This is a genomic window from Streptomyces shenzhenensis, assembly GCF_003688995.1.
GTDB classification, from domain to species: domain Bacteria; phylum Actinomycetota; class Actinomycetes; order Streptomycetales; family Streptomycetaceae; genus Streptomyces; species Streptomyces shenzhenensis_A.
Genome location: NZ_PENI01000011.1, coordinates 197,665 through 215,525, shown reverse-complemented (window position 1 = coordinate 215,525; position 17,861 = coordinate 197,665). Strand labels below are relative to the sequence as shown.

Genomic DNA, 17,861 nt, shown 5'->3' with positions numbered 1-17,861 from the left:
TCGTCACGCCCCTGTGAGCTTCGCGAACTTCTCTTCGTAGGCCGTCTCTTCCTTCTGCGTCAGCGCGCGGAAGGCATGGGACCTGGCCTGCATGGCCCGGTCGGGCAGGATCAGCGGATTGTCCGCCGCAGACTTGTCGATCTTCTCCAGATAGGGCTTCACGTCGTCGACGGGAGACACGAAGTTGACGTAGGCGGCGAGCGCCGCGGCCTCCTCCGGCTGGTAGTAGAAGTCGATCAGCCGCTCGGCGTTCGTCTTGTGCCGCGCCTTGTTCGGGATCAGCATGTTGTCGGTCGACGTCATGTAGCCGCCGGCCGGGATGATGTAGTCGACGTCCGGGCTGTCCGCCTGGAGCTGGACGATGTCGCCGCCCCAGGCCACGCAGGCGGCCAGGTCGCCCTTGGTGAGGTCCGACGTGTAGTCGTTGCCGGTGAAGCGGCGTATCTGACCCTTGTCGACGGCCTTCTGCAGCCGGGCGATCACCGCGTCGAAGTCGTCGTCGGTGAACTTCCCCGGGTCCTTGCCCATGTCGAGCATGGTCATGCCGATGCTGTCGCGCATCTCCGACAGGAAGCCGACCCGGCCCTTGAGCCTGGGGTTGTCGAGCAGGTCGGAGACCGACTTCACCTCGACGCCGTCGAGCGCCTTCTTGTTGAACGCGATGACGGTCGAGATGCCCTGCCAGGGGTACGAGTAGGCGCGTCCCGGATCCCAGTCGGGGTTGCGGAACTGGGGCGACAGGTTGGTGAAGGCGTGCGGCAGGTTGGCCGCGTCCAGCTTCTGCACCCAGCCCAGCCGGATCACCCGGGCGGCCAGCCAGTCGGTGAGGACGATCACGTCGCGGCCGGTGTCCTGGCCCGCGGCGAGCTGCGGTTTGATCTTGCCGAAGAACTCGCTGTTGTCGTTGATGTCCTCGGTGTACTTCACCGCGACACCGGTCTGCCGGGTGAACGCGTCGAGCGTCGGACGGCTCTTGCCGCTGTCGTCGACGTCGATGTACTCGGGCCAGTTGGAGAAGTTGACGACCTTCTCCTCCGCCGAGCGGTCCTCGGCGGACGCGCCGCCCTGCGTCTTGCCCGCCGCGGGGATCCCGCAGGCGCTCAGCGCCCCGAGTCCGCCCACCGCGAGCGCGCCGCCCGTGGCGGCGCGCACCAGTGAACGGCGGGTCAGCGCGGCCCTGCCGTTCCGGAAGCTGCGCCGCATGGCGGCCACTTGGGCCGGGGTGAGGCGGTCGGGCTCGAACTGCTCCATGCGCGTGGTGCCCTTTCGGGAGGGAGGGCCGGCCTGCCGTGGTCGGCGACCGGACCCGTCGTCTCTATCGGTCCCCGAAGATCGTGCGGTGCCAGTCCTTCCTGGCAACCGCCGTGTTGTCGAACATGACGTGCTTCACCTGCGTGTACTCCTCGAACGAGTACACGGACATGTCCTTGCCGAAGCCGGACTGTCCATATCCGCCGTGCGGCATCTCGCTGATGATCGGAATGTGGTCGTTGACCCAGACACAGCCCGCCTTGATCTCGCGGGTCGCGCGGTTCGCCCGGTAGACGTCCCGGCTCCACGCGGAGGCGGCGAGGCCGTACGGGGTGTCGTTGGCCAGCCCGATCCCCTCGTCGTCACCGTCGAACGGCAGGACGACCAGCACCGGACCGAAGATCTCGGACTGGACGACCTCGCTGTCCTGGGGCGCGTCGGCGATCAGGGTGGGCCGATAGTACGCGCCGTGCGCCAGATCGCCCAGAGGGGCCGCGCCGCCGGTCACCACGCGCGCGTAGCCGCGGGCCCGGTCGACGAAGCCGGCCACCCGGTCACGCTGGGCGTGCGAGATCAGCGGGCCGAGATCGGTGCCGGGCGCGAACGGGTCGCCGAGCCGGACGCTCTCCATCAGGGCGGCGGTCTGCTCGACGAACGCCTCGTACAGCGGGCGCTGCACGTACGCGCGCGTGGCGGCCGTGCAGTCCTGCCCGGTGTTGATGAGGGCGCCGGCGACCGCGCCGTTGGCGGCGGCCTCCAGGTCGGCGTCGTCGAAGACGACGAAGGGCGCCTTGCCGCCGAGCTCCAGATGGATGCGTTTGACGGTGGCGGTGGCGATCTCGGCGACGCGCCTGCCGACCGCCGTGGAACCGGTGAACGAGGTCATGGCCACGTCGGGGTGACCGACGAGGTGCTCCCCCGCCTCCTTGCCGGTGCCGGTGACGATGTTGACGACGCCGTCCGGGATGCCCGCGGCGGTCGCGGCCTCGGCGAACAGCAGCGAGGTCAGCGGGGTCAGCTCGGCGGGCTTCAGCACGACGGTGTTGCCCGCGGCGATCGTCGGCAGGATCTTCCAGGCGGCCATCTGGAGCGGGTAGTTCCAGGGGGCGATCGAGCCGACGACGCCGATGGGCTCCCGTCGTACGTACGACGTGTGGTCCCCGGAGTACTCGCCGGCGGACTGCCCCTGGAGGTGCCGGGCGGCGCCCGCGAAGAAGGCCGTGTTGTCGATGGTCCCGGGGACGTCGAACTGGCGGGTCAGTTTGAGCGGCTTGCCGCACTGGAGGGACTCGGCGCGGGCGAACTCCTCGGCGTGGTCCGCGAGGACGGCGGCGAACCGGTGCAGGGCGTCGGAGCGCTCACCGGGGGTGAGGGCGGACCAGGCCGGGAAGGCCGCGCGGGCGGCGGCGACCGCGGCGTCCACGTCCTCGGGGCCGGCCAATTCGTAGCGGTACACCTCTGTGCCGGTGGCCGGATCGACCACGGAGTGGGTGCGGCCCGACGTGCCCTTCGTCAGGCGTCCGGCGACGTACTGCGCCCCGTCCGCGAAGCGCTCCTGCGCCGGGAATCGTCGTTCCGGGGTGGCGGTGCCCGGGTGGTGCATGTCGCTCTCCTCCGCCGTCGTCCCGTCCCGGGGGGAGCGGGTGGCGTAGCGCCGGCTCGAATTGAGTGCCGATCCTGACAGAGCAAAGGGACTCCAACAAGTGATTCCGTTGTTTCCATTTGGTTACGCAACGGAATCTGTCGGCCAGGTGTCGAGTCAGCCTGGAAAACGGGGGACGGAGTGTCAGTGGTGCCTGCCAAACTGACGTGCATGGGGACGATCGATTCGGTGGAGACGCTGATCAGGGAGGTCCGCGCGGGGGCGCGCGTGAAGTTCCTGCACTTCTGGGGGCACCGTCCGCGGTCGGACGGGCGGGTCGGGACGAGCTGTCTCAGCCAGTGGTGGCCGGCACCGTTCGTGGTGGACACAGTGGAGTACGCGGCGGCCGAGCACTGGATGATGGCCGAGAAGGCGAGACTCTTCGGGGACGCCGGGGCGGAGCGCCGGGTACTGGCCGCGGAGCACCCGTCCCGGGCCAAGAAGGCGGGGCGGCTGGTGCGGGACTTCGACGAGAGCGTGTGGGAGCGGGAGCGCTTCCGGATCGTCGTCGAGGGCAGCGTGCACAAGTTCGGCGCGCATGCCGGGCTGCGGGAGTTCCTGCTGAACACCGGCGGACGGGTCCTGGTGGAGGCGAGCCCGGTGGACCGCGTGTGGGGCATCGGCCTCGCGGCGGACGACGAGGCGGCCTCCGACCCGGAACGCTGGCGCGGCCCGAATCTCCTGGGCTTCGCCTTGATGGAGGCCCGCGAACGACTCGCGCGACACGGCTGAACCGGCGCGCGGACGCGCCACGGGAATCCTCGCGTCCCCCGTGAGGCCGGCCCGGGTGAGCGACTTGAGCGACTCGGGTGCGCGGGTGCGGGCCGGTGGGTGGGGCGGGGCCCCGGTCCGCACCGCCCCACGAGCCGCGGCGGCCCGGTCGAGCCGTGCCGTTGGGGGCGGGCCGGGGTCAGGCGGCGATGAGGAAGGCCAGCATGACCAGGGCGAGGACGATGCCGGACGCACCGCAGATGACGCCGGCCAAAGCCTGGCCGGGGTTCGTCGCCTCGCCGCGGTGGGCCCTGCCGCGGCCGATCCCGCCGAAGATCACGGCCAGCACGCCCAGCAGGATCGCCACCGGCCACATGCAGAAGCCGATCGCCGCCAGGATGCCCAGCACCATCCCGGCCGTGCCCAGCCCGTTGCTCGGCATCGGCTGCATGCCGGGCCAGCCGTAGGAGCCGGGACCGGCGGCGGGCGGCACCGGGTAGCCCGGGCCGGGCATGTGCGGCGCCGGGTAGCCGTAGCCCGCGGGGCCGCCCGGATAGCCGTACGGGACCTGGCCGGGGCCGCCGGGGGCGATGGGCGGCGGCGGGACCGGCGCGCTCTGGGGCTGTGCGGCGGGGGGTGCGAAGGGCGCGCCCTTGGCGGACTCCGCGCTCGGCGGGGCGAACGGATTGTCCGGGCCGGCCGCGGGCGGCATGGCCGTCCCGGGCGCGGCGAAGGGGTTCGCGGGCTGGGCCGCGGGCAGTGTGCCGCCCGGACCGGGCGCGGCAAACGGATTCGCACGCTCGGCCGCGGGCGGTGTGCCGGCCGGACCGGCCCAGGGCGGCGGCGCGCTCGCCTCCGGGGACGAGGTGACCGTCTGCTGGTCGTGCACGGCGGGCGGGGCCGGGGTGCCGGGGCCGCCCGCGACGACGGTGTTCCCTGGTCCGGCCGCCGAGGCGCCGGGCGCGGGGGCGGTGTCCGCCGGTGCCGCCCAGGGGTCCACACCGGGCCGGGGTGCGGTGGCGTCGGCCGATATGTCCGCCGGCGCCCGGTCGGCGGGCGGGGCCCACGGGTCGGGAACCGTCTCGCGGCCCGTGGACGCCGACGGACCCGGGGCGGCTCCGGCGCCCGCGTCCCATGCCCCCGTGTCCGTACCGGCCTGCGCGGGCCAGACCCCCGTGGCCGGAGCGGCGGGCCCGGGTCCTGACCGGGGATCCGGACCGGCCGGTGCCGGCCAGGACACCACGGTTGCCCCGCCGTCGGCGTCCGTACCGCCGGGCGCGGTCGCGCCGCCACCCCTGACGGGCGCGGCAGGTCCGATGGCCCAGGTGTCGGGCGAGGCAGCGTCGCCAGGCGTCGCTCCGCTCTCCGCGGTGTTCTGCCGTGCCTCGTCGGACATGGCGCACGGTCCCCTCTCGTCGGCGTGCCGTCATGCTACGGGCAGGACGGTGCCGCCCCGGGCACGGCCTACGATGATCCCCGAGTCACCGATCAGCCGATCACCCGCGCCCGGATCCCGGTCCGCCGGCGCCGTTCCCGGGGAGGGACCTCTTGACCGACAGCGCCGCACCCGCCGCCCGCGACCCGCGCGCCTTCATCGCCGGACTGCCCAAGGCCGAACTGCACGTCCACCACGTCGGCTCCGCCTCCCCGCGCATCGTCTCGGAACTCGCCGCCCGCCACGCCGACTCCAAGGTCCCCGCCGACCGGGACGCGCTGGCCGAGTACTTCACCTTCACGGACTTCGCCCACTTCATCGACGTGTACCTGTCCGTCGTCGACCTCATCCGCACCCCGGAGGACGTCCGGCTGCTCACCTACGAGGTGGCCCGCGACCTGGCCCGGCAGCAGGTGCGGTACGCCGAGCTGACCATCACGCCGTTCTCCTCGACCCGCCGCGGCATCGACGAGCGCGCCTTCATGGACGCGATAGAGGACGCCCGCAAGGCGGCCGAGGCCGAGTTCGGGACCGTGCTGCGCTGGTGCTTCGACATCCCGGGCGAGGCGGGTCTCGAGTCCGCTCAGGAGACGGTCCGGCTCGCCACCGACGACCGGCTGCGCCCGGAGGGCCTGGTCTCCTTCGGGCTCGGCGGACCCGAGATCGGTGTGCCCCGGCCGCAGTTCAAGCCGTACTTCGACCGCGCCATCGCCGCCGGGCTGCGCTCCGTGCCGCACGCCGGTGAGACGACCGGCCCCGAGACGGTCTGGGACGCGCTGACCGAGCTGCGCGCCGAGCGCATCGGGCACGGCACCAGCTCGGCACGCGACCCCGAGCTGCTCGCGCACCTCGCCGCCCACCGCATCCCGCTGGAGGTCTGCCCGACCTCCAACATCGCCACCCGCGCGGTCCGCACCCTCGACGAGCACCCGATCAAGAAGTTCGTCGAGGCCGGCGTCGTGGTCACGGTCAACTCGGACGACCCGCCGATGTTCGGCACCGACCTCAACAACGAGTACGCGGTGGCCGCCCGGCTGCTCGACCTCGACGAGCGCGGCCTCGCCGACCTCGCCAAGAACGCGGTCGAGGCGTCCTTCCTGGAACCGGCGGGCAAGGCCCGGATCGCCGCCGAGATCGACACCTACACGGCGGAGTGGCTCGCCTCCTGAGCCCGGCGCGCGGTGTTCACCCGCAGCGCGGTGTTCACCCGCAGAATGGGGTCCATGCAGACCGTGACCGCCGTCGCGCACCGCGGCGACCCCTATCGCTTCCGCGAGAACACGATCGACTCGCTGCGTTCCGCGCTCCTGCGGGGCGCGGACGCGGTCGAGTTCGACGTACGGCTCACCCGTGACGGCGTGCCCGTGCTGCTGCACGACGCGACGCTGGAACGGCTGTGGGAACAGGACCGGCCGATCGGCTCGCTGTCCGCCGCCGAGGTGCGCGGACTCACCGCGGGCGGCGTGCCGACGCTGGAGGAGGCGCTGGCCGCGACGGACGGCAGCCGGGTGATGGTCGACCTGCCGGGCCGGGTCGAGCGCCGGACCGCGCGCCGGATCGTGGAGGTCGTCCACGCGTCCGGGGCGCGGGACCGCGCCTACTACTGCGCGGGCGCGGAGGCGATGCTGGCCGTCCGCGCCGTCGACCCTGCCGCCGAGATCGCGCTGACCTGGACGACGCTCGCGCCGCCGCGGCCGGCCCTGCTGGCGGCGGTGGGCCCGCGCTGGCTCAACTACCGCTTCAGCCTGGTGAGCCGGGACCTCGCCGCCCACGTCCATCACGGCGGCCGGCTGCTGTCCGTCTGGACCCCGGACACCCGCCGCACCATGCGCCGCCTCCTCGACCTGGGCGTCGACTCGATCACCACGAACCGCATCGACACCCTCTGCGCCCTCCGCCAGGGCTAGGAATTCCCACACCTGAGCGTCCGCAGCGCGGCCGTCGCCTTCGGCAGCCCGGAGCGGTCCGGTCCCCCGGCGTGCAGGGGGTGCGCACGAGGCGGCGTACGACGGCCAGTGCCTGCACGTCGTACGCCGCACAGCGGCACCGCGGGCGCGTGCCGAGCGCTCGGTGTCTGCGGCGGCCGGAGTTCAACGGGCTGGTCACGAGCCGCGCGTACGACGGCTCACCGGCCCGGAACGCCGGAAACGCTACGCAAGCGAACCCTGAACACCCGGCACGGGAGCGGGTCCGCCGGTCAGCCGCTCCAGTTGCTTGATCTTCTTCCGTACGACGTACAGCGGGACGACGCCGAACACACCGAAGGACATGTCGATCACGCTCCACCAGAAGGGGATGCCGCGGATCGGTCCGCAGACGAGGGCGAGCGGGACGATCCCGGCGCAGGCGATCATCCCGAACTCCACGACCCAGATGTTGCGGACGGGGTCGCGGTAGGGGCCGTAGAAGGCGACGGCGATGACGAGGTGGGCGAAGGCCAGCCAGTCCGTGCCGTACAGCAGGAACGGGTACGAGGCGTCGGCCTCGTCCAGCCCCTGCCGCACCCGCGTGATCCAGTCGGCGAGCGCCGGCAGGTGCTCCGGCACGGACATGGCCCGCAACACCTCCTCCGCCCAACGGAGTTCATGCACGAGCGGAAAGGCGGTGGCCCCGCTGAGCACGAGACACACGACAAAACAGGCCAACCAGACGCGAATGCCCTTGAGCAGGGCGGCTCTGTCGCTCATACCGGCAGCCTACGCGCGAAGTTGAACACGTTCAAAAAACTTCCCGACCGCCCACCGGGCCACCTGGCCGGAGCACGGACCGCCCGGGACCGGCCAGGCCGTGGGGGGCACCCTCAGCGAACTCGCCCCACCCTGAGTGCACTTCCGTGATCTGCGGCGCGCCCCGCCGAGGACCGACCGCACGACGCGAACTCGGGCCGGGATCCGCGGCTTTCGCGCGGGCGGCGGCCCGCCGGCGCTGGAGGCGCGGCACCGGAGCATGCCGGCCGACCCGGCGAGTCCGGCGATCGCGGCGTCGCACTCAGCGGCTCAGATGACCGCGCCGCAGTATGCCCTCGACACCGCGGAGGAAGGTCTCGCCGATCAGCTCCGGATCGAAGAGACAGCCCGCGGCCATCGCACCGTCTCTCAGCATGACGAAGTGCCGGCCGGCGTCCTCGGCAGCCGCTTCCCAGACATCCGTCAGCAGGTCGGTGACCGTACGCAGGAACCACTGCCGGTGGGCGAGGACAGCCTGGTGAATCGGATGATCGGGGTCGGGATACTCGGCCACCGCGTTGAGGAAGGCACATCCACGGAACCCAGGGGACCGGATGTCCTCGACGATGAACGCGCTCACGGCCCGGATGACGTCGGCCGCCGGCCGGCCACTGGCCTCCGCCTCGGCCACCCGGCCGCGGATCGCCTGATCGGCTGCGCTCAGGTAGGCAAGAACGAGATCTTCCTTGCCGGGGAAGTGCCGGTACAGGGTGGCCCGCGTCACCTGTGCTTCCGCCACGATCCGATCGATGCCGACGGAGTGGATCCCCTCCGTGTAGAAGAGCCTGCTCGCCGTTCCGAGCAGCCGCGATCGCGCTTCTGATGTCCGGCCGCCGGGCTCGCTCCCACTCATGCCGCCCAGCCTATCAGATAGAACGTTCGGTCTTGACCGGACCCTCCCCTCGCCGCCGACGTCTCGGCGCCCCTCCGCCGGCTGTACTTCGTACGGTTCGGATTCGCTGTCGTCTGGGCCGGCTTGCTGTTCGTCACCGCGTCGGATCTCGGGCCGGTCAGCGTGACGCTGCTGGTGCTGTATCCCCTTTTCGACGTGGCCGCCGCCGTCGTCGACTCCCGAGCGTCCAAGGCGACCGGTCCGGTCCGGGGCCCGCACGCAAACATCGCGATCAGCTCACTCGCCGGCATCGGCCTGGCCGTCGCGGCGTCGTCCGGTATCCCGGCGACCCTGCGCGTGTGGGGAATCCGGGCCATCGTCTCGCGGCTCGTCCAGCTCGCCGTCGGCGTCGGCCGCCGAAAGCCGGGCGGCCAGTGGGCGATGATCGCAAGCGGCTCCATATCGACGCTCGCAGGGGCGTCGTTCTGCCTACAGGCCTCCGCCGAAGACGCATCGCCGAACCACCACAGCCCACCGGAACCCAGCCGCACGCCTGGAACTGCAGGCGGCAGCGGTCAACCAGCCGTGACCGGCGTGTCCGCACCGTCATACACCTGCCCGCTCACCGCATCCACCCGCCATGTGTCCGCGCCCGGCGCCAGCGGATCAGCTGCCTGTCCGTCTCCGCTCGGCGACACACTCACGAGCCATTCAGGCCGCCAAGTGCCATCCCGCTCGGCCGCCTTGAGCATGAACGCTTTGGTCTGGAACGTGTCCGGAACGCTGCCTCCGTGAGCCCGCACCAGTGCGGCCATGGCCTTGCGCACCGCCTTCTCTGCCTGCCCGGCTTCCAGCTCTGCCTTCTCCAGCGTCAGTTGCGTCGGGCCAAGAGTGACGTCCAGCCGTGCGATGTGCCCGGTTCTGCCAACCTGCACATCCAGCATCCGGGGCATCAGTACGTCGCCGTCGAGCCACCGCCAGCTGGTGATCCAGCCGAGCTTCGCCCCTTCGGCCACCGGGTACGTGCGGTGCACGACCGCACCCGCTGCCCACGGATAACGCTCACGCATGTACAACTCCGCGACCGCGTACGCTTCTTGCTTCGTGGACGGCTCCTGTGCTCCTGCCACCGGTAAGCCCATGACGCTGGGACGATCGCTCTCTTCGAGCAGCACGTTCAGGTGCTTCTTGTCCGGCCACGAAAGGCTTCCGCTCGCGAACTCCTCGGGGTGGCCCTTGTCCCGGCTGAGCAGGTTGAAGATGACGTTCTTGCAGGGTGCGCCCACGCACGGCTGCTGGTAGATGTGCCCGAGCTCGTACCGGTCGCCGAAAGCCTCTTTCACCGCGTGCCGGACGGCTTGCCGCTGACCGGAGTTCGCCTCCGACAGCCCGCTCCCATCCACGTGCTGGAACGTCACCATCGGACGGGCCACGCCGGCGCCCAGCGTGAGGAACGCGGCGGAGGCGATCAGCGACGGCTTCACACCCTTTCGCCAGTCGAGCGGCCCCCGCACGGCAAGTGCCGCCGCCGCAACGGCAAGACCTGCCAGGCCACCGAGAATGTTCATCTCCGCGTCCGCGCTGTCGCACACACGGCCCAGCCCATCCGCGGTGGCCTGCGTGAACTCGATGGCCAGGGGCAGCACGACGACACCGACCAGGACGGGCAACAGCCGACGCACAGCGAACAGGGCGAAGCATCCGACCGGCACCGTCATGGCGAGATTCCACAACCCCTGGATGGTGTGGAAGGGCTCGGCGAGATCGTGGTTGATGACGCACGTTCCGTTGGCCGGACCGCCGTCCATGAAGGTGACACCGAATATGCCGGTCAGCGTGCCGACCAGCCAGAACCACCACACGCCGTGGGGACTGCCCAGACGGCGAGCGAGCAGCCATGCCGCACCCCCCAGGACGAGGGCGACCGGCACGTACGCCGCCAGGTAGTCGTAATGACCTTGGAAGACCGCGTCATACACAGGCGTGTTCCTTGCACCGTCAGAGCTGGAAGCGGAATAGGGACCGCCTGAGCAGACGGGGCCCGTGGGGCCGCTGGTTTCAACAGCGCGCAACCGACGCCTGGAAAGCGCCACCGCTTCGGGCAGGTCAGCGGATTGTCGGCGAGGGCCGCGGTGTCCTTGTCCTTGGCGGCGGCGAGCACGTCCTCGGCCGCCGGGACCGGGCAGACATAGTTGACCCAGGCGGCCAGCTCCGCACCCTCCTCGGGCACGACGAAGCGGATGCCGGGGTTGTCGGCCTGCAGCTGGATGACGTCCCCGGGGTTGGCCTGGCAGGCCGGCACATCCACTCGCGACCCAGCTGCCGGCGGTCGTACGCGATGCCGGTGACCCCCGACCGGTACGGCACGGAGAACACGCGCCCCGGGTCGAAGGCGGGCGAGTTCTTCGGCAAGATCAGCCCCGCGCTGATGAACCGCCAGCCCACCGGCCGGGACCTGACCTGGTTCCAGGAGATGGACCGCGCCCGGCAGCCCAACGTGGCGAAGCATCCCGACCGCGGCTGAGGTGTCCGGCACGGCACGGTCGGCGGGCGCAACGTACGCGGCGGGCTCTCCGCAGCCGGACAGGGTGCCGAGCGCGGCGCTGCCGCCCAGCGCGCGCAGCACGGAACGGCGGGAGAGCGGAGGCTTCTGCACGGAAGTCCTGGGCACCCGCGCAGCATGCCGAACCGCACGAGGCGGGGACAAACGACGCTGCCGTCCGGCCGCCGGAACGCACCGGCCCCGGACGGGTGTCCCGTCCGGGGCCGGTGGGCGCCTGCCGCCGCGGAGGACCGCCCGCGCGGCGCGCCCCTGCCTGCGGAGAGCGCTCAGGCGTCCAGCGAGGTCATGACGTGCTTGATCCGGGTGTAGTCGTCGAAGCCGTACGCCGACAGGTCCTTGCCGTAGCCGGACTTCTTGAAGCCGCCGTGCGGCATCTCGGCGACCAGCGGGATGTGGGTGTTGATCCACACACACCCGAAGTCCAGCTTCTTGGACATCCGCATGGCGCGGGCGTGGTCCTTGGTCCAGACGGAGGAGGCGAGGGCGTACTCGACGCCGTTGGCCCACTCCACGGCCTGGTCCTCGTCGGTGAAGGACTGGACGGTGATGACCGGTCCGAACACCTCGTTCTGGATGATCTCGTCGTCCTGCTTGAGGCCCGAGACGACGGTCGGGGCGTAGAAGTAGCCCTGCTCGCCGACCTGCCGGCCGCCGGACTCGACCTTGGCGTGCGCGGGCAGCCGCTCGATGAAGCCGGCGACCTGCTTGAGCTGGTTCGGGTTGTTCAGCGGGCCGTAGAGGACGTCCTCGTCGTCCGGCTGCCCGGTCTTGGTGTCGGCGGCGGCCTTGGCCAGCGCGGCGACGAACTCGTCGTGGATGGATTCCTGGACGAGGACGCGGGTCGCGGCGGTGCAGTCCTGGCCGGCGTTGAAGAAGCCGGCCACGGAGATGTCCTCGACGGCCTTCGGGATGTCGGTGTCCTCGAAGACGACGACCGGTGCCTTGCCGCCCAGTTCCAGGTGGACGCGCTTGACGTCCTTGGCCGCGGACCCGGCGACGGAGATGCCGGCGCGGACGGAGCCGGTGATGGAGGCCATCGCCGGGGTGGGGTGCTCGACCATCAGGCGGCCGGTGTCGCGGTCGCCGCAGATGACGTTGAAGACGCCCTTGGGCAGGATCGAGCCGAGGATGTCGGCGATCAGCACGGTGGAGGCGGGGGTGGTGTCCGAGGGCTTGAGGACGACCGTGTTGCCCGCGGCGATCGCCGGGGCGAACTTCCACACGGCCATCATCATCGGGTAGTTCCACGGCGCGACCTGTGCGCAGACGCCGACCGGCTCGCGGCGGACGATGGAGGTCATGCCCTCCATGTACTCGCCGGCCGAGCGGCCCTCCAGCATCCGCGCGGCGCCCGCGAAGAAGCGGATCTGGTCGACCATCGGCGGGATCTCCTCGGAGCGGGTCAGGCCGACCGGCTTGCCCGTGTTCTCCACCTCGGCCGCGATCAGTTCCTCGGCGCGCTCCTCGAACGCGTCGGCGATCTTCAGAAGGGCCTTCTGCCGCTCGGCGGGCGTGGTGTCGCGCCAGCCGGGGAAGGCCGCGGCGGCGGCCGCCATCGCGGCGTCCACGTCCGCCTGGCCGGACAGCGGCGCGGTCGCGTACGCCTCGCCCGTCGCGGGGTTGACCACCTCGGTGGTCCGTGCGTCGGCGGCGTCCCGGAACTCACCGTCGACGTAATTGCGGAGCTTGCGCAGCCGCCCAGGCTCGGTGCTCACTGCCGGCCTCCTGTCAGGTCAGAACTGTCCAGTCGCTGAGACACCCACCCTAGTCCGGGACTCGACGTTTTCAACACCCCTGTTCGGGCTATTGCTGCGAAATCCGCAAGTCTCGATGGCGTAAACAACGAATTTCATCGAAGGAGCCTTGCGGAACTGTCGAGACGTCGTGCACAGTGAGGCCGTGGCCAGTCGAAGCGCAGACCAGAGGGACTCGTCCCGCGAGTCCAGGCACGGCACTCCTCACCTGGATGCCGTCTCCCTCGCCATCATCGAGCAGCTCCAGGAGGACGGCCGCCGGCCCTACGCCGCCATCGGCAAGGCCGTGGGCCTCTCCGAGGCGGCCGTGCGCCAGCGCGTCCAGAAGCTGCTCGACCAGGGCGTGATGCAGATCGTCGCCGTCACGGACCCGCTCACCGTGGGCTTCCGCCGGCAGGCGATGGTCGGGATCAACGTCGAGGGTGACGTCGAGTCCGCGGCCGATGCGCTGAGCGCCATGTCGGAAGTCGAGTACGTGGTGATGACCGCGGGCTCGTTCGACATCCTCGCCGAGATCGTCTGCGAGGACGACGACCACCTGCTGGACGTCATCAACAAACGCATCCGGGCCCTGCCCGGGGTGCGCTCCACCGAGAGCTTCGTCTACCTCAAGCTCAAGAAGCAGACCTATATGTGGGGAACCCGATAGCCGTGAGCACAAAGGACCTGAGCCGCACCGCGTACGACCACCTGTGGATGCACTTCACCCGCATGTCCTCGTACGAGAACTCCCCCGTCCCGACCATCGTCCGGGGCGAGGGCACCTACATCTACGACGACAAGGGCAAGCGCTACCTCGACGGTCTCGCGGGTCTGTTCGTGGTCCAGGCCGGTCACGGTCGCACGGAACTCGCCGAGACCGCCTTCAAGCAGGCCCAGGAACTGGCGTTCTTCCCGGTGTGGTCCTACGCCCACCCGAAGGCCGTCGAACTGGCCGAGCGGCTGGCCGACCACGCGCCGGGCGACCTGAACAAGGTCTTCTTCACCACCGGCGGCGGCGAGGCCGTCGAGACCGCCTGGAAGCTCGCCAAGCAGTACTTCAAGCTGACCGGCAAGCCCACCAAGTACAAGGTCATCTCCCGTGCGGTCGCCTACCACGGCACCCCGCAGGGCGCCCTGTCCATCACCGGCCTGCCGGGTCTGAAGGCCCCCTTCGAGCCGCTGGTGCCGGGCGCGCACAAGGTGCCCAACACCAACATCTACCGCGCCCCGCTCTTCGGCGACGACCCGGAGGCCTTCGGCCGCTGGGCCGCCGACCAGATCGAGCAGCAGATCCTCTTCGAGGGCCCGGACACCGTCGCCGCGGTCTTCCTTGAGCCGGTGCAGAACGCCGGCGGCTGCTTCCCGCCGCCGCCCGGCTACTTCCAGCGGGTGCGCGAGATCTGCGACCAGTACGACGTGCTGCTGGTCTCGGACGAGGTCATCTGCGCCTTCGGCCGGCTCGGCACGATGTTCGCGTGCGACAAGTTCGGCTACGTACCGGACATGATCACCTGCGCCAAGGGCATGACCTCGGGCTACTCCCCGATCGGCGCCTGCATCGTCTCCGACCGCCTGGCCGAGCCGTTCTACAAGGGCGACAACACCTTCCTGCACGGCTACACCTTCGGCGGCCACCCGGTCTCCGCCGCGGTGGGCCTCGCCAACCTCGACCTGTTCGAGCGCGAGGGCCTCAACCAGCATGTGCTCGACAACGAGCCCGCGTTCCTGGCCACCCTGCAGAAGCTGCACGACCTGCCGATCGTCGGCGACGTCCGCGGCAACGGCTTCTTCTACGGCATCGAGCTGGTCAAGGACAAGGACACCAAGGAGACCTTCGACGAGGAGGAGACCGAGCGCGTCCTGTACGGCTTCCTCTCCAAGGCGCTCTTCGACAACGGCCTGTACTGCCGGGCCGACGACCGCGGCGACCCGGTCGTCCAGCTCGCCCCGCCGCTGATCTCCGACCAGGAGACCTTCGACGAGATCGAGCAGATCCTGCGTGCGACGCTGACCGAGGCGTGGACCAAGCTCTGAGCCCGGCACCCGGCGCGGCGGTGCGCCTTTCCCCGCCGCACGGCTGTTCAGCCGACCAACACCGGCCCCGGTGCCGTCCGTTCGAGTGAGAACGGCGGCCCGGGGCCGTGTGCTGTCCGGCCACCCGGCGGCGGCTGCCTAGCGTGCCAGTGACCGATCGGCCCGGCCTTCGTTCCCCCGGAAGGGGGATCAGAGGCCGGGAAAGCGGATCAGAACCGAGGTGTACGCCCATGGAGGCCCCGCCGGACAACGACGTGCTCTGGGCACGCTCCCTGCACTTCACCTACGACGACGGCTCGCCCGCCCTGGGCGGTGTCTCGCTCGGTGTGCGGGAGGGCGAGATCGTCGCCGTCAGCGGGCCGCGCGGCAGCGGCAAGACCACCCTGCTGCGCTGTCTGTCCGGGCTCCTGCCGGTGCGGCGCGGCGAGGTCTGGTTCAACAGCACGCCCGTGCACACCATGGGCGCGCTGACCCGGGAACGCCTGCGCCGCGACCGGTTCGGCTGGATCGACCCGGCGCCGCTGCTCGTCCCCGAGCTGAACGCCTGGGAGAACACCGCGCTGCCCCTGATGCTGCGCGGCACCAGCCGCCGCCGGGCCAAGAACGCCGCCCTGGAGTGGCTGGAGCGGCTCGACGTCGGCGAGCTTTCCCGCCGGCATCCGCGCGAGCTGCGGCAGGCCGAACGCCAGCGCGTCGCGATCGCCCGGGCGCTCGCCCCCGCCCCCACGGTGCTGTTCGCGGACGAGCCCACGGCTCCCCTGCACCGCGCCGACCGCGCCCAGGTGCTGCGTACGCTGACGACGGCGGCCCGCACCCATGGCATCACCGTCGTCCTCGCCACCCACGACGCGGAGACCGCGGCCCTCGCCGACCGCACGGTGGCGCTGCTCGACGGGCGGCGCGTGACCACCGTGCACCTGCCTCCGGTGACCGAGTCGGAAGGCCGGGCCGCGTGCTCGCTCTCCGTCTGACCCGCGGCGCCCACCCCGCCGTCCATCTGCGCCGCCTGCTGGTGGCGGCGGCCGCGGCGGGCACGGGCTTCCTGCTGCTGAGCACCCTCACCTATGCGCTGGGGCACCCCGCCGACCCGACGGAATCGGTGAACCGCCTCGCCTGGTGCACGGTGCCGCTGGCCGCCACCGTCCACTTCGCGGTGGCGGTCGCCCGCACCGACCCGGGCACCAGGCCCCGCCCTGGGCTCTCCGCCCTCGGGCTCGGCCCGGGCGGGCTGATGGCGATCTCGGTCCTGACCACGGCCCTGTCCTGCACGCTGGGCTCGATGGTGGCCCTCCTCGTCTTCCTCCATCTGCGCGGCGATCTCACGGGCATGCCCTTCGACGGGGCGCAGCGGGAGCTGCTGGCCGCGGGCGAGCCGCTGCCCGTACCGGCCGCGCTCACGCTCCTCGCGCTGGTCCCGTTGCTCGCGTCGGGCACGGTGGCCCTGGTGCTGCGGCCCCGGGACGCCCGCCCCGCGCGGCGCGCGGCATGGACGTACGGCCGCTTCGGCTCCTACGGGCGCGCGCGGTCGCCCGAGGCCCTCGGGACGCACGCGGGGTTCGCCACGCAGTCGCGGGGCGGCATGCCGGGCGCCCGTCCGGCCACCGGGGCGCGGGCCGTCACCACGGTGCCCGTCCCGCACAACGGCGACGGCGAGCAGCCGCCCGGCCGCGGGAGCGATCTGCCCGCCCCGGCGGACCCCGAGCAGGACCCCGCGCACCCCGACCGGCTCGACGACGCGCCGGGCTCCGGCTCCGTGTCCCCGGGCGACGGCTGGCGAGACGCCCTCGCCGACCCGCGCCGCGCGCCGTCCGGCCTGCCCTGGGGCGTCGCGGTCCTCGCCGTGGGCCTGGCCGTGGAGACGTACGCCGACCAGTCCGACGCCGCCGACCCGGCCCTCCCCGGTGTGCTGATCGGCTGGGCGCTGACCGCCGTGGGCCTGGTCCTGGCCGGCCCCGGCCTCACCCACCTGTGCGGCCGGCTGCTGCAGGTGGCCCGGCCGGGCGCGCTGCGGCTGCTCGCCGGCCGGGCGCTGATGGCGGAGGCCGTCCGCATCGGCCGCCCCCTCGGCGTGGTCTGCGCGGTCGTCTCGGGCGCGGCCGCGCTGACCGCGTTCTCCTCCACCGCCTCGTCCTACGATCCGGTCACCGTCTTCGGCGTCCTCCTCGTCACCGGCTGCACCCTGGCGACCCTGCTGACGGCGGCCGTGGAGGCCCGGCAGTGCCGCGCCGACGCCATGGCCGCCCTGCTGCGGCTCGGCGCCCCCATGACCCTGCTGCGCTGCGCCGCGGTCCTGCGCGCGAGCGCCCTGCTCGCCCTGTTCGGCCCGCTCACCGTGGTGGTGGCCGACCTGGTGGCGCTCCCGCTGGGCCGCTGAGGGATCCGTACGGCCGCACGGAAAAGGTCGACGGCCGCCGATGAGTTTTCCGACGGCCCCCGGTCTACCCCCTCGAACGGCACCGACCCGAGGGATGAGGCCCCATGTACCAGCAGATGATCTTCGTGAACCTGGCCACACACGACGTCGAGGCGTCGAAGAGGTTCTTCACCGCGCTGGGGTACACGATCAACCCGCAGTTCAGCACGGACGACTGCGTCTGCGTCGTCATCAGCGACACCATCGTCGCGATGCTGCTCAGCAAGCAGCACTACGCCACCTTCACCTCGAAGGAGATCGTCGACTCGGCCAAGTCCAGCGAGGTGCTGGTGTGTCTGAGCGCCGAGAGCCGCGAGAAGGTCGACGAACTGGTGGACAAGGCGATCGCGGCGGGCGGCACGGCGAGCGGCACCCCCCAGGACCACGGCTTCATGTACGGCCGCGCCTTCGACGACCTCGACGGCCACACCTGGGAGGTCATGTGGATGGACCCGGCGGCGGTGCAGGGCTGACATCGCGCCGGTCGGCCGGATCAAGTCGGCTCCCGAGTCGTCGAA

At 71.5% G+C, this 17,861-nt stretch carries 14 protein-coding genes and 3 pseudogenes; 9 read left to right on the top strand and 8 right to left on the bottom strand.

The window, feature by feature from the left end:
* Positions 1-3: 3 nt before the first annotated feature.
* Positions 4-1,251, bottom strand: coding sequence for a polyamine ABC transporter substrate-binding protein (locus tag CTZ28_RS19575; protein WP_121890920.1), 1,248 nt, complete (start codon positions 1,249-1,251; stop codon positions 4-6).
* Positions 1,252-1,315: 64 nt separating this feature from the next.
* Positions 1,316-2,854, bottom strand: coding sequence for a gamma-aminobutyraldehyde dehydrogenase (locus CTZ28_RS19570; protein ID WP_121890918.1), 1,539 nt, complete (start codon positions 2,852-2,854; stop codon positions 1,316-1,318).
* A gap of 210 nt (positions 2,855-3,064) precedes the next feature.
* Between CTZ28_RS19570 and CTZ28_RS19565 the strand changes: the two genes are divergently transcribed.
* Positions 3,065-3,625 carry an NADAR family protein gene (locus CTZ28_RS19565; RefSeq protein WP_121890916.1) on the top strand — a complete coding sequence of 187 codons (561 nt, stop codon included), beginning with the start codon at positions 3,065-3,067 and terminating at the stop codon, positions 3,623-3,625.
* A gap of 178 nt (positions 3,626-3,803) precedes the next feature.
* Here CTZ28_RS19565 and CTZ28_RS48375 read toward each other — a convergent pair whose 3' ends face one another.
* Positions 3,804-5,000, bottom strand: coding sequence for a hypothetical protein (locus CTZ28_RS48375; RefSeq protein ID WP_259471694.1), 1,197 nt, complete (start codon positions 4,998-5,000; stop codon positions 3,804-3,806).
* Between the two features lie 24 nt (positions 5,001-5,024).
* On the opposite strand from CTZ28_RS48375, the pseudogene CTZ28_RS19555 reads away from it, so the two are divergent.
* Positions 5,025-6,208: pseudogene (locus tag CTZ28_RS19555) on the top strand (adenosine deaminase).
* 54 nt (positions 6,209-6,262) lie between these two features.
* A complete protein-coding gene (locus CTZ28_RS19550; protein ID WP_121890956.1) occupies positions 6,263-6,946 on the top strand; it encodes a glycerophosphodiester phosphodiesterase in 684 nt (227 codons plus the stop codon).
* Positions 6,947-7,189: 243 nt separating this feature from the next.
* Here the strand turns inward: CTZ28_RS19550 and CTZ28_RS19545 are convergent, their stop codons facing one another.
* Positions 7,190-7,726, bottom strand: a complete 537-nt coding sequence (locus tag CTZ28_RS19545; RefSeq protein ID WP_121890913.1) for a hypothetical protein — start codon at positions 7,724-7,726, stop codon at positions 7,190-7,192.
* A gap of 301 nt (positions 7,727-8,027) precedes the next feature.
* Positions 8,028-8,618 (bottom strand): TetR/AcrR family transcriptional regulator, encoded by a 591-nt coding sequence (locus CTZ28_RS19540; RefSeq protein WP_121890911.1) that lies wholly within the window; start codon positions 8,616-8,618, stop codon positions 8,028-8,030.
* 81 nt (positions 8,619-8,699) lie between these two features.
* On the opposite strand from CTZ28_RS19540, the pseudogene CTZ28_RS48370 reads away from it, so the two are divergent.
* Positions 8,700-9,113: pseudogene (locus tag CTZ28_RS48370) on the top strand (hypothetical protein); the annotation flags it as partial.
* 59 nt (positions 9,114-9,172) lie between these two features.
* On the opposite strand, the gene CTZ28_RS19530 reads toward CTZ28_RS48370, so the two are convergent.
* From CTZ28_RS19530 to CTZ28_RS19510, 3 genes and pseudogenes are all read right to left on the bottom strand, one after another.
* Positions 9,173-10,576 carry a VanZ family protein gene (locus CTZ28_RS19530; protein ID WP_121890955.1) on the bottom strand — a complete coding sequence of 468 codons (1,404 nt, stop codon included), beginning with the start codon at positions 10,574-10,576 and terminating at the stop codon, positions 9,173-9,175.
* A gap of 119 nt (positions 10,577-10,695) precedes the next feature.
* A pseudogene (locus CTZ28_RS49555) lies at positions 10,696-11,268 on the bottom strand (hypothetical protein); the annotation flags it as partial.
* A 158-nt stretch (positions 11,269-11,426) separates the two neighbouring features.
* A complete protein-coding gene (locus CTZ28_RS19510) occupies positions 11,427-12,875 on the bottom strand; it encodes a gamma-aminobutyraldehyde dehydrogenase (RefSeq protein WP_121890909.1) in 1,449 nt (482 codons plus the stop codon).
* 169 nt (positions 12,876-13,044) lie between these two features.
* On the opposite strand from CTZ28_RS19510, the gene CTZ28_RS19505 reads away from it, so the two are divergent.
* The 5 genes from CTZ28_RS19505 (at position 13,045) to CTZ28_RS19485 (ending at position 17,816) form a co-directional block, all read left to right on the top strand.
* Positions 13,045-13,563 carry an Lrp/AsnC family transcriptional regulator gene (locus tag CTZ28_RS19505; RefSeq protein WP_121890907.1) on the top strand — a complete coding sequence of 173 codons (519 nt, stop codon included), beginning with the start codon at positions 13,045-13,047 and terminating at the stop codon, positions 13,561-13,563.
* A complete protein-coding gene (locus CTZ28_RS19500; protein WP_398656279.1) occupies positions 13,548-14,930 on the top strand; it encodes an aspartate aminotransferase family protein in 1,383 nt (460 codons plus the stop codon). The genes CTZ28_RS19505 and CTZ28_RS19500 overlap by 16 nt, the downstream gene beginning before the upstream one ends.
* Positions 14,931-15,160: 230 nt before the next feature.
* Positions 15,161-15,901 (top strand): ABC transporter ATP-binding protein, encoded by a 741-nt coding sequence (locus CTZ28_RS19495; RefSeq protein WP_121890903.1) that lies wholly within the window; start codon positions 15,161-15,163, stop codon positions 15,899-15,901.
* Positions 15,883-17,304, top strand: coding sequence for a hypothetical protein (locus CTZ28_RS19490; RefSeq protein ID WP_121890901.1), 1,422 nt, complete (start codon positions 15,883-15,885; stop codon positions 17,302-17,304). Before CTZ28_RS19495 ends, CTZ28_RS19490 begins: the two co-directional genes overlap by 19 nt.
* A 104-nt stretch (positions 17,305-17,408) precedes the next feature.
* On the top strand, positions 17,409-17,816 hold the full coding sequence (locus CTZ28_RS19485; RefSeq protein WP_121890899.1) for a VOC family protein: 408 nt from the start codon (positions 17,409-17,411) through the stop codon (positions 17,814-17,816).
* The last annotated feature ends 45 nt before the right edge of the window (positions 17,817-17,861 follow it).

What these genes read in the sequence shown, in the direction of transcription:
- CTZ28_RS19495 (WP_121890903.1), top strand. Translation starts at nt 15,161, where the DNA reads ATGGAGGCCCCGCCGGACAACGACGTGCTCTGGGCACGCTCCCTGCAC.
- CTZ28_RS48375 (WP_259471694.1), bottom strand. Translation starts at nt 5,000, where the DNA reads ATGTCCGACGAGGCACGGCAGAACACCGCGGAGAGCGGAGCGACGCCT.
- CTZ28_RS19575 (WP_121890920.1), bottom strand. Translation starts at nt 1,251, where the DNA reads ATGGAGCAGTTCGAGCCCGACCGCCTCACCCCGGCCCAAGTGGCCGCC.
- CTZ28_RS19485 (WP_121890899.1), top strand. Translation starts at nt 17,409, where the DNA reads ATGTACCAGCAGATGATCTTCGTGAACCTGGCCACACACGACGTCGAG.
- CTZ28_RS19545 (WP_121890913.1), bottom strand. Translation starts at nt 7,726, where the DNA reads ATGAGCGACAGAGCCGCCCTGCTCAAGGGCATTCGCGTCTGGTTGGCC.
- CTZ28_RS19540 (WP_121890911.1), bottom strand. Translation starts at nt 8,618, where the DNA reads ATGAGTGGGAGCGAGCCCGGCGGCCGGACATCAGAAGCGCGATCGCGG.
- CTZ28_RS19565 (WP_121890916.1), top strand. Translation starts at nt 3,065, where the DNA reads ATGGGGACGATCGATTCGGTGGAGACGCTGATCAGGGAGGTCCGCGCG.
- CTZ28_RS19570 (WP_121890918.1), bottom strand. Translation starts at nt 2,854, where the DNA reads ATGCACCACCCGGGCACCGCCACCCCGGAACGACGATTCCCGGCGCAG.
- CTZ28_RS19550 (WP_121890956.1), top strand. Translation starts at nt 6,263, where the DNA reads ATGCAGACCGTGACCGCCGTCGCGCACCGCGGCGACCCCTATCGCTTC.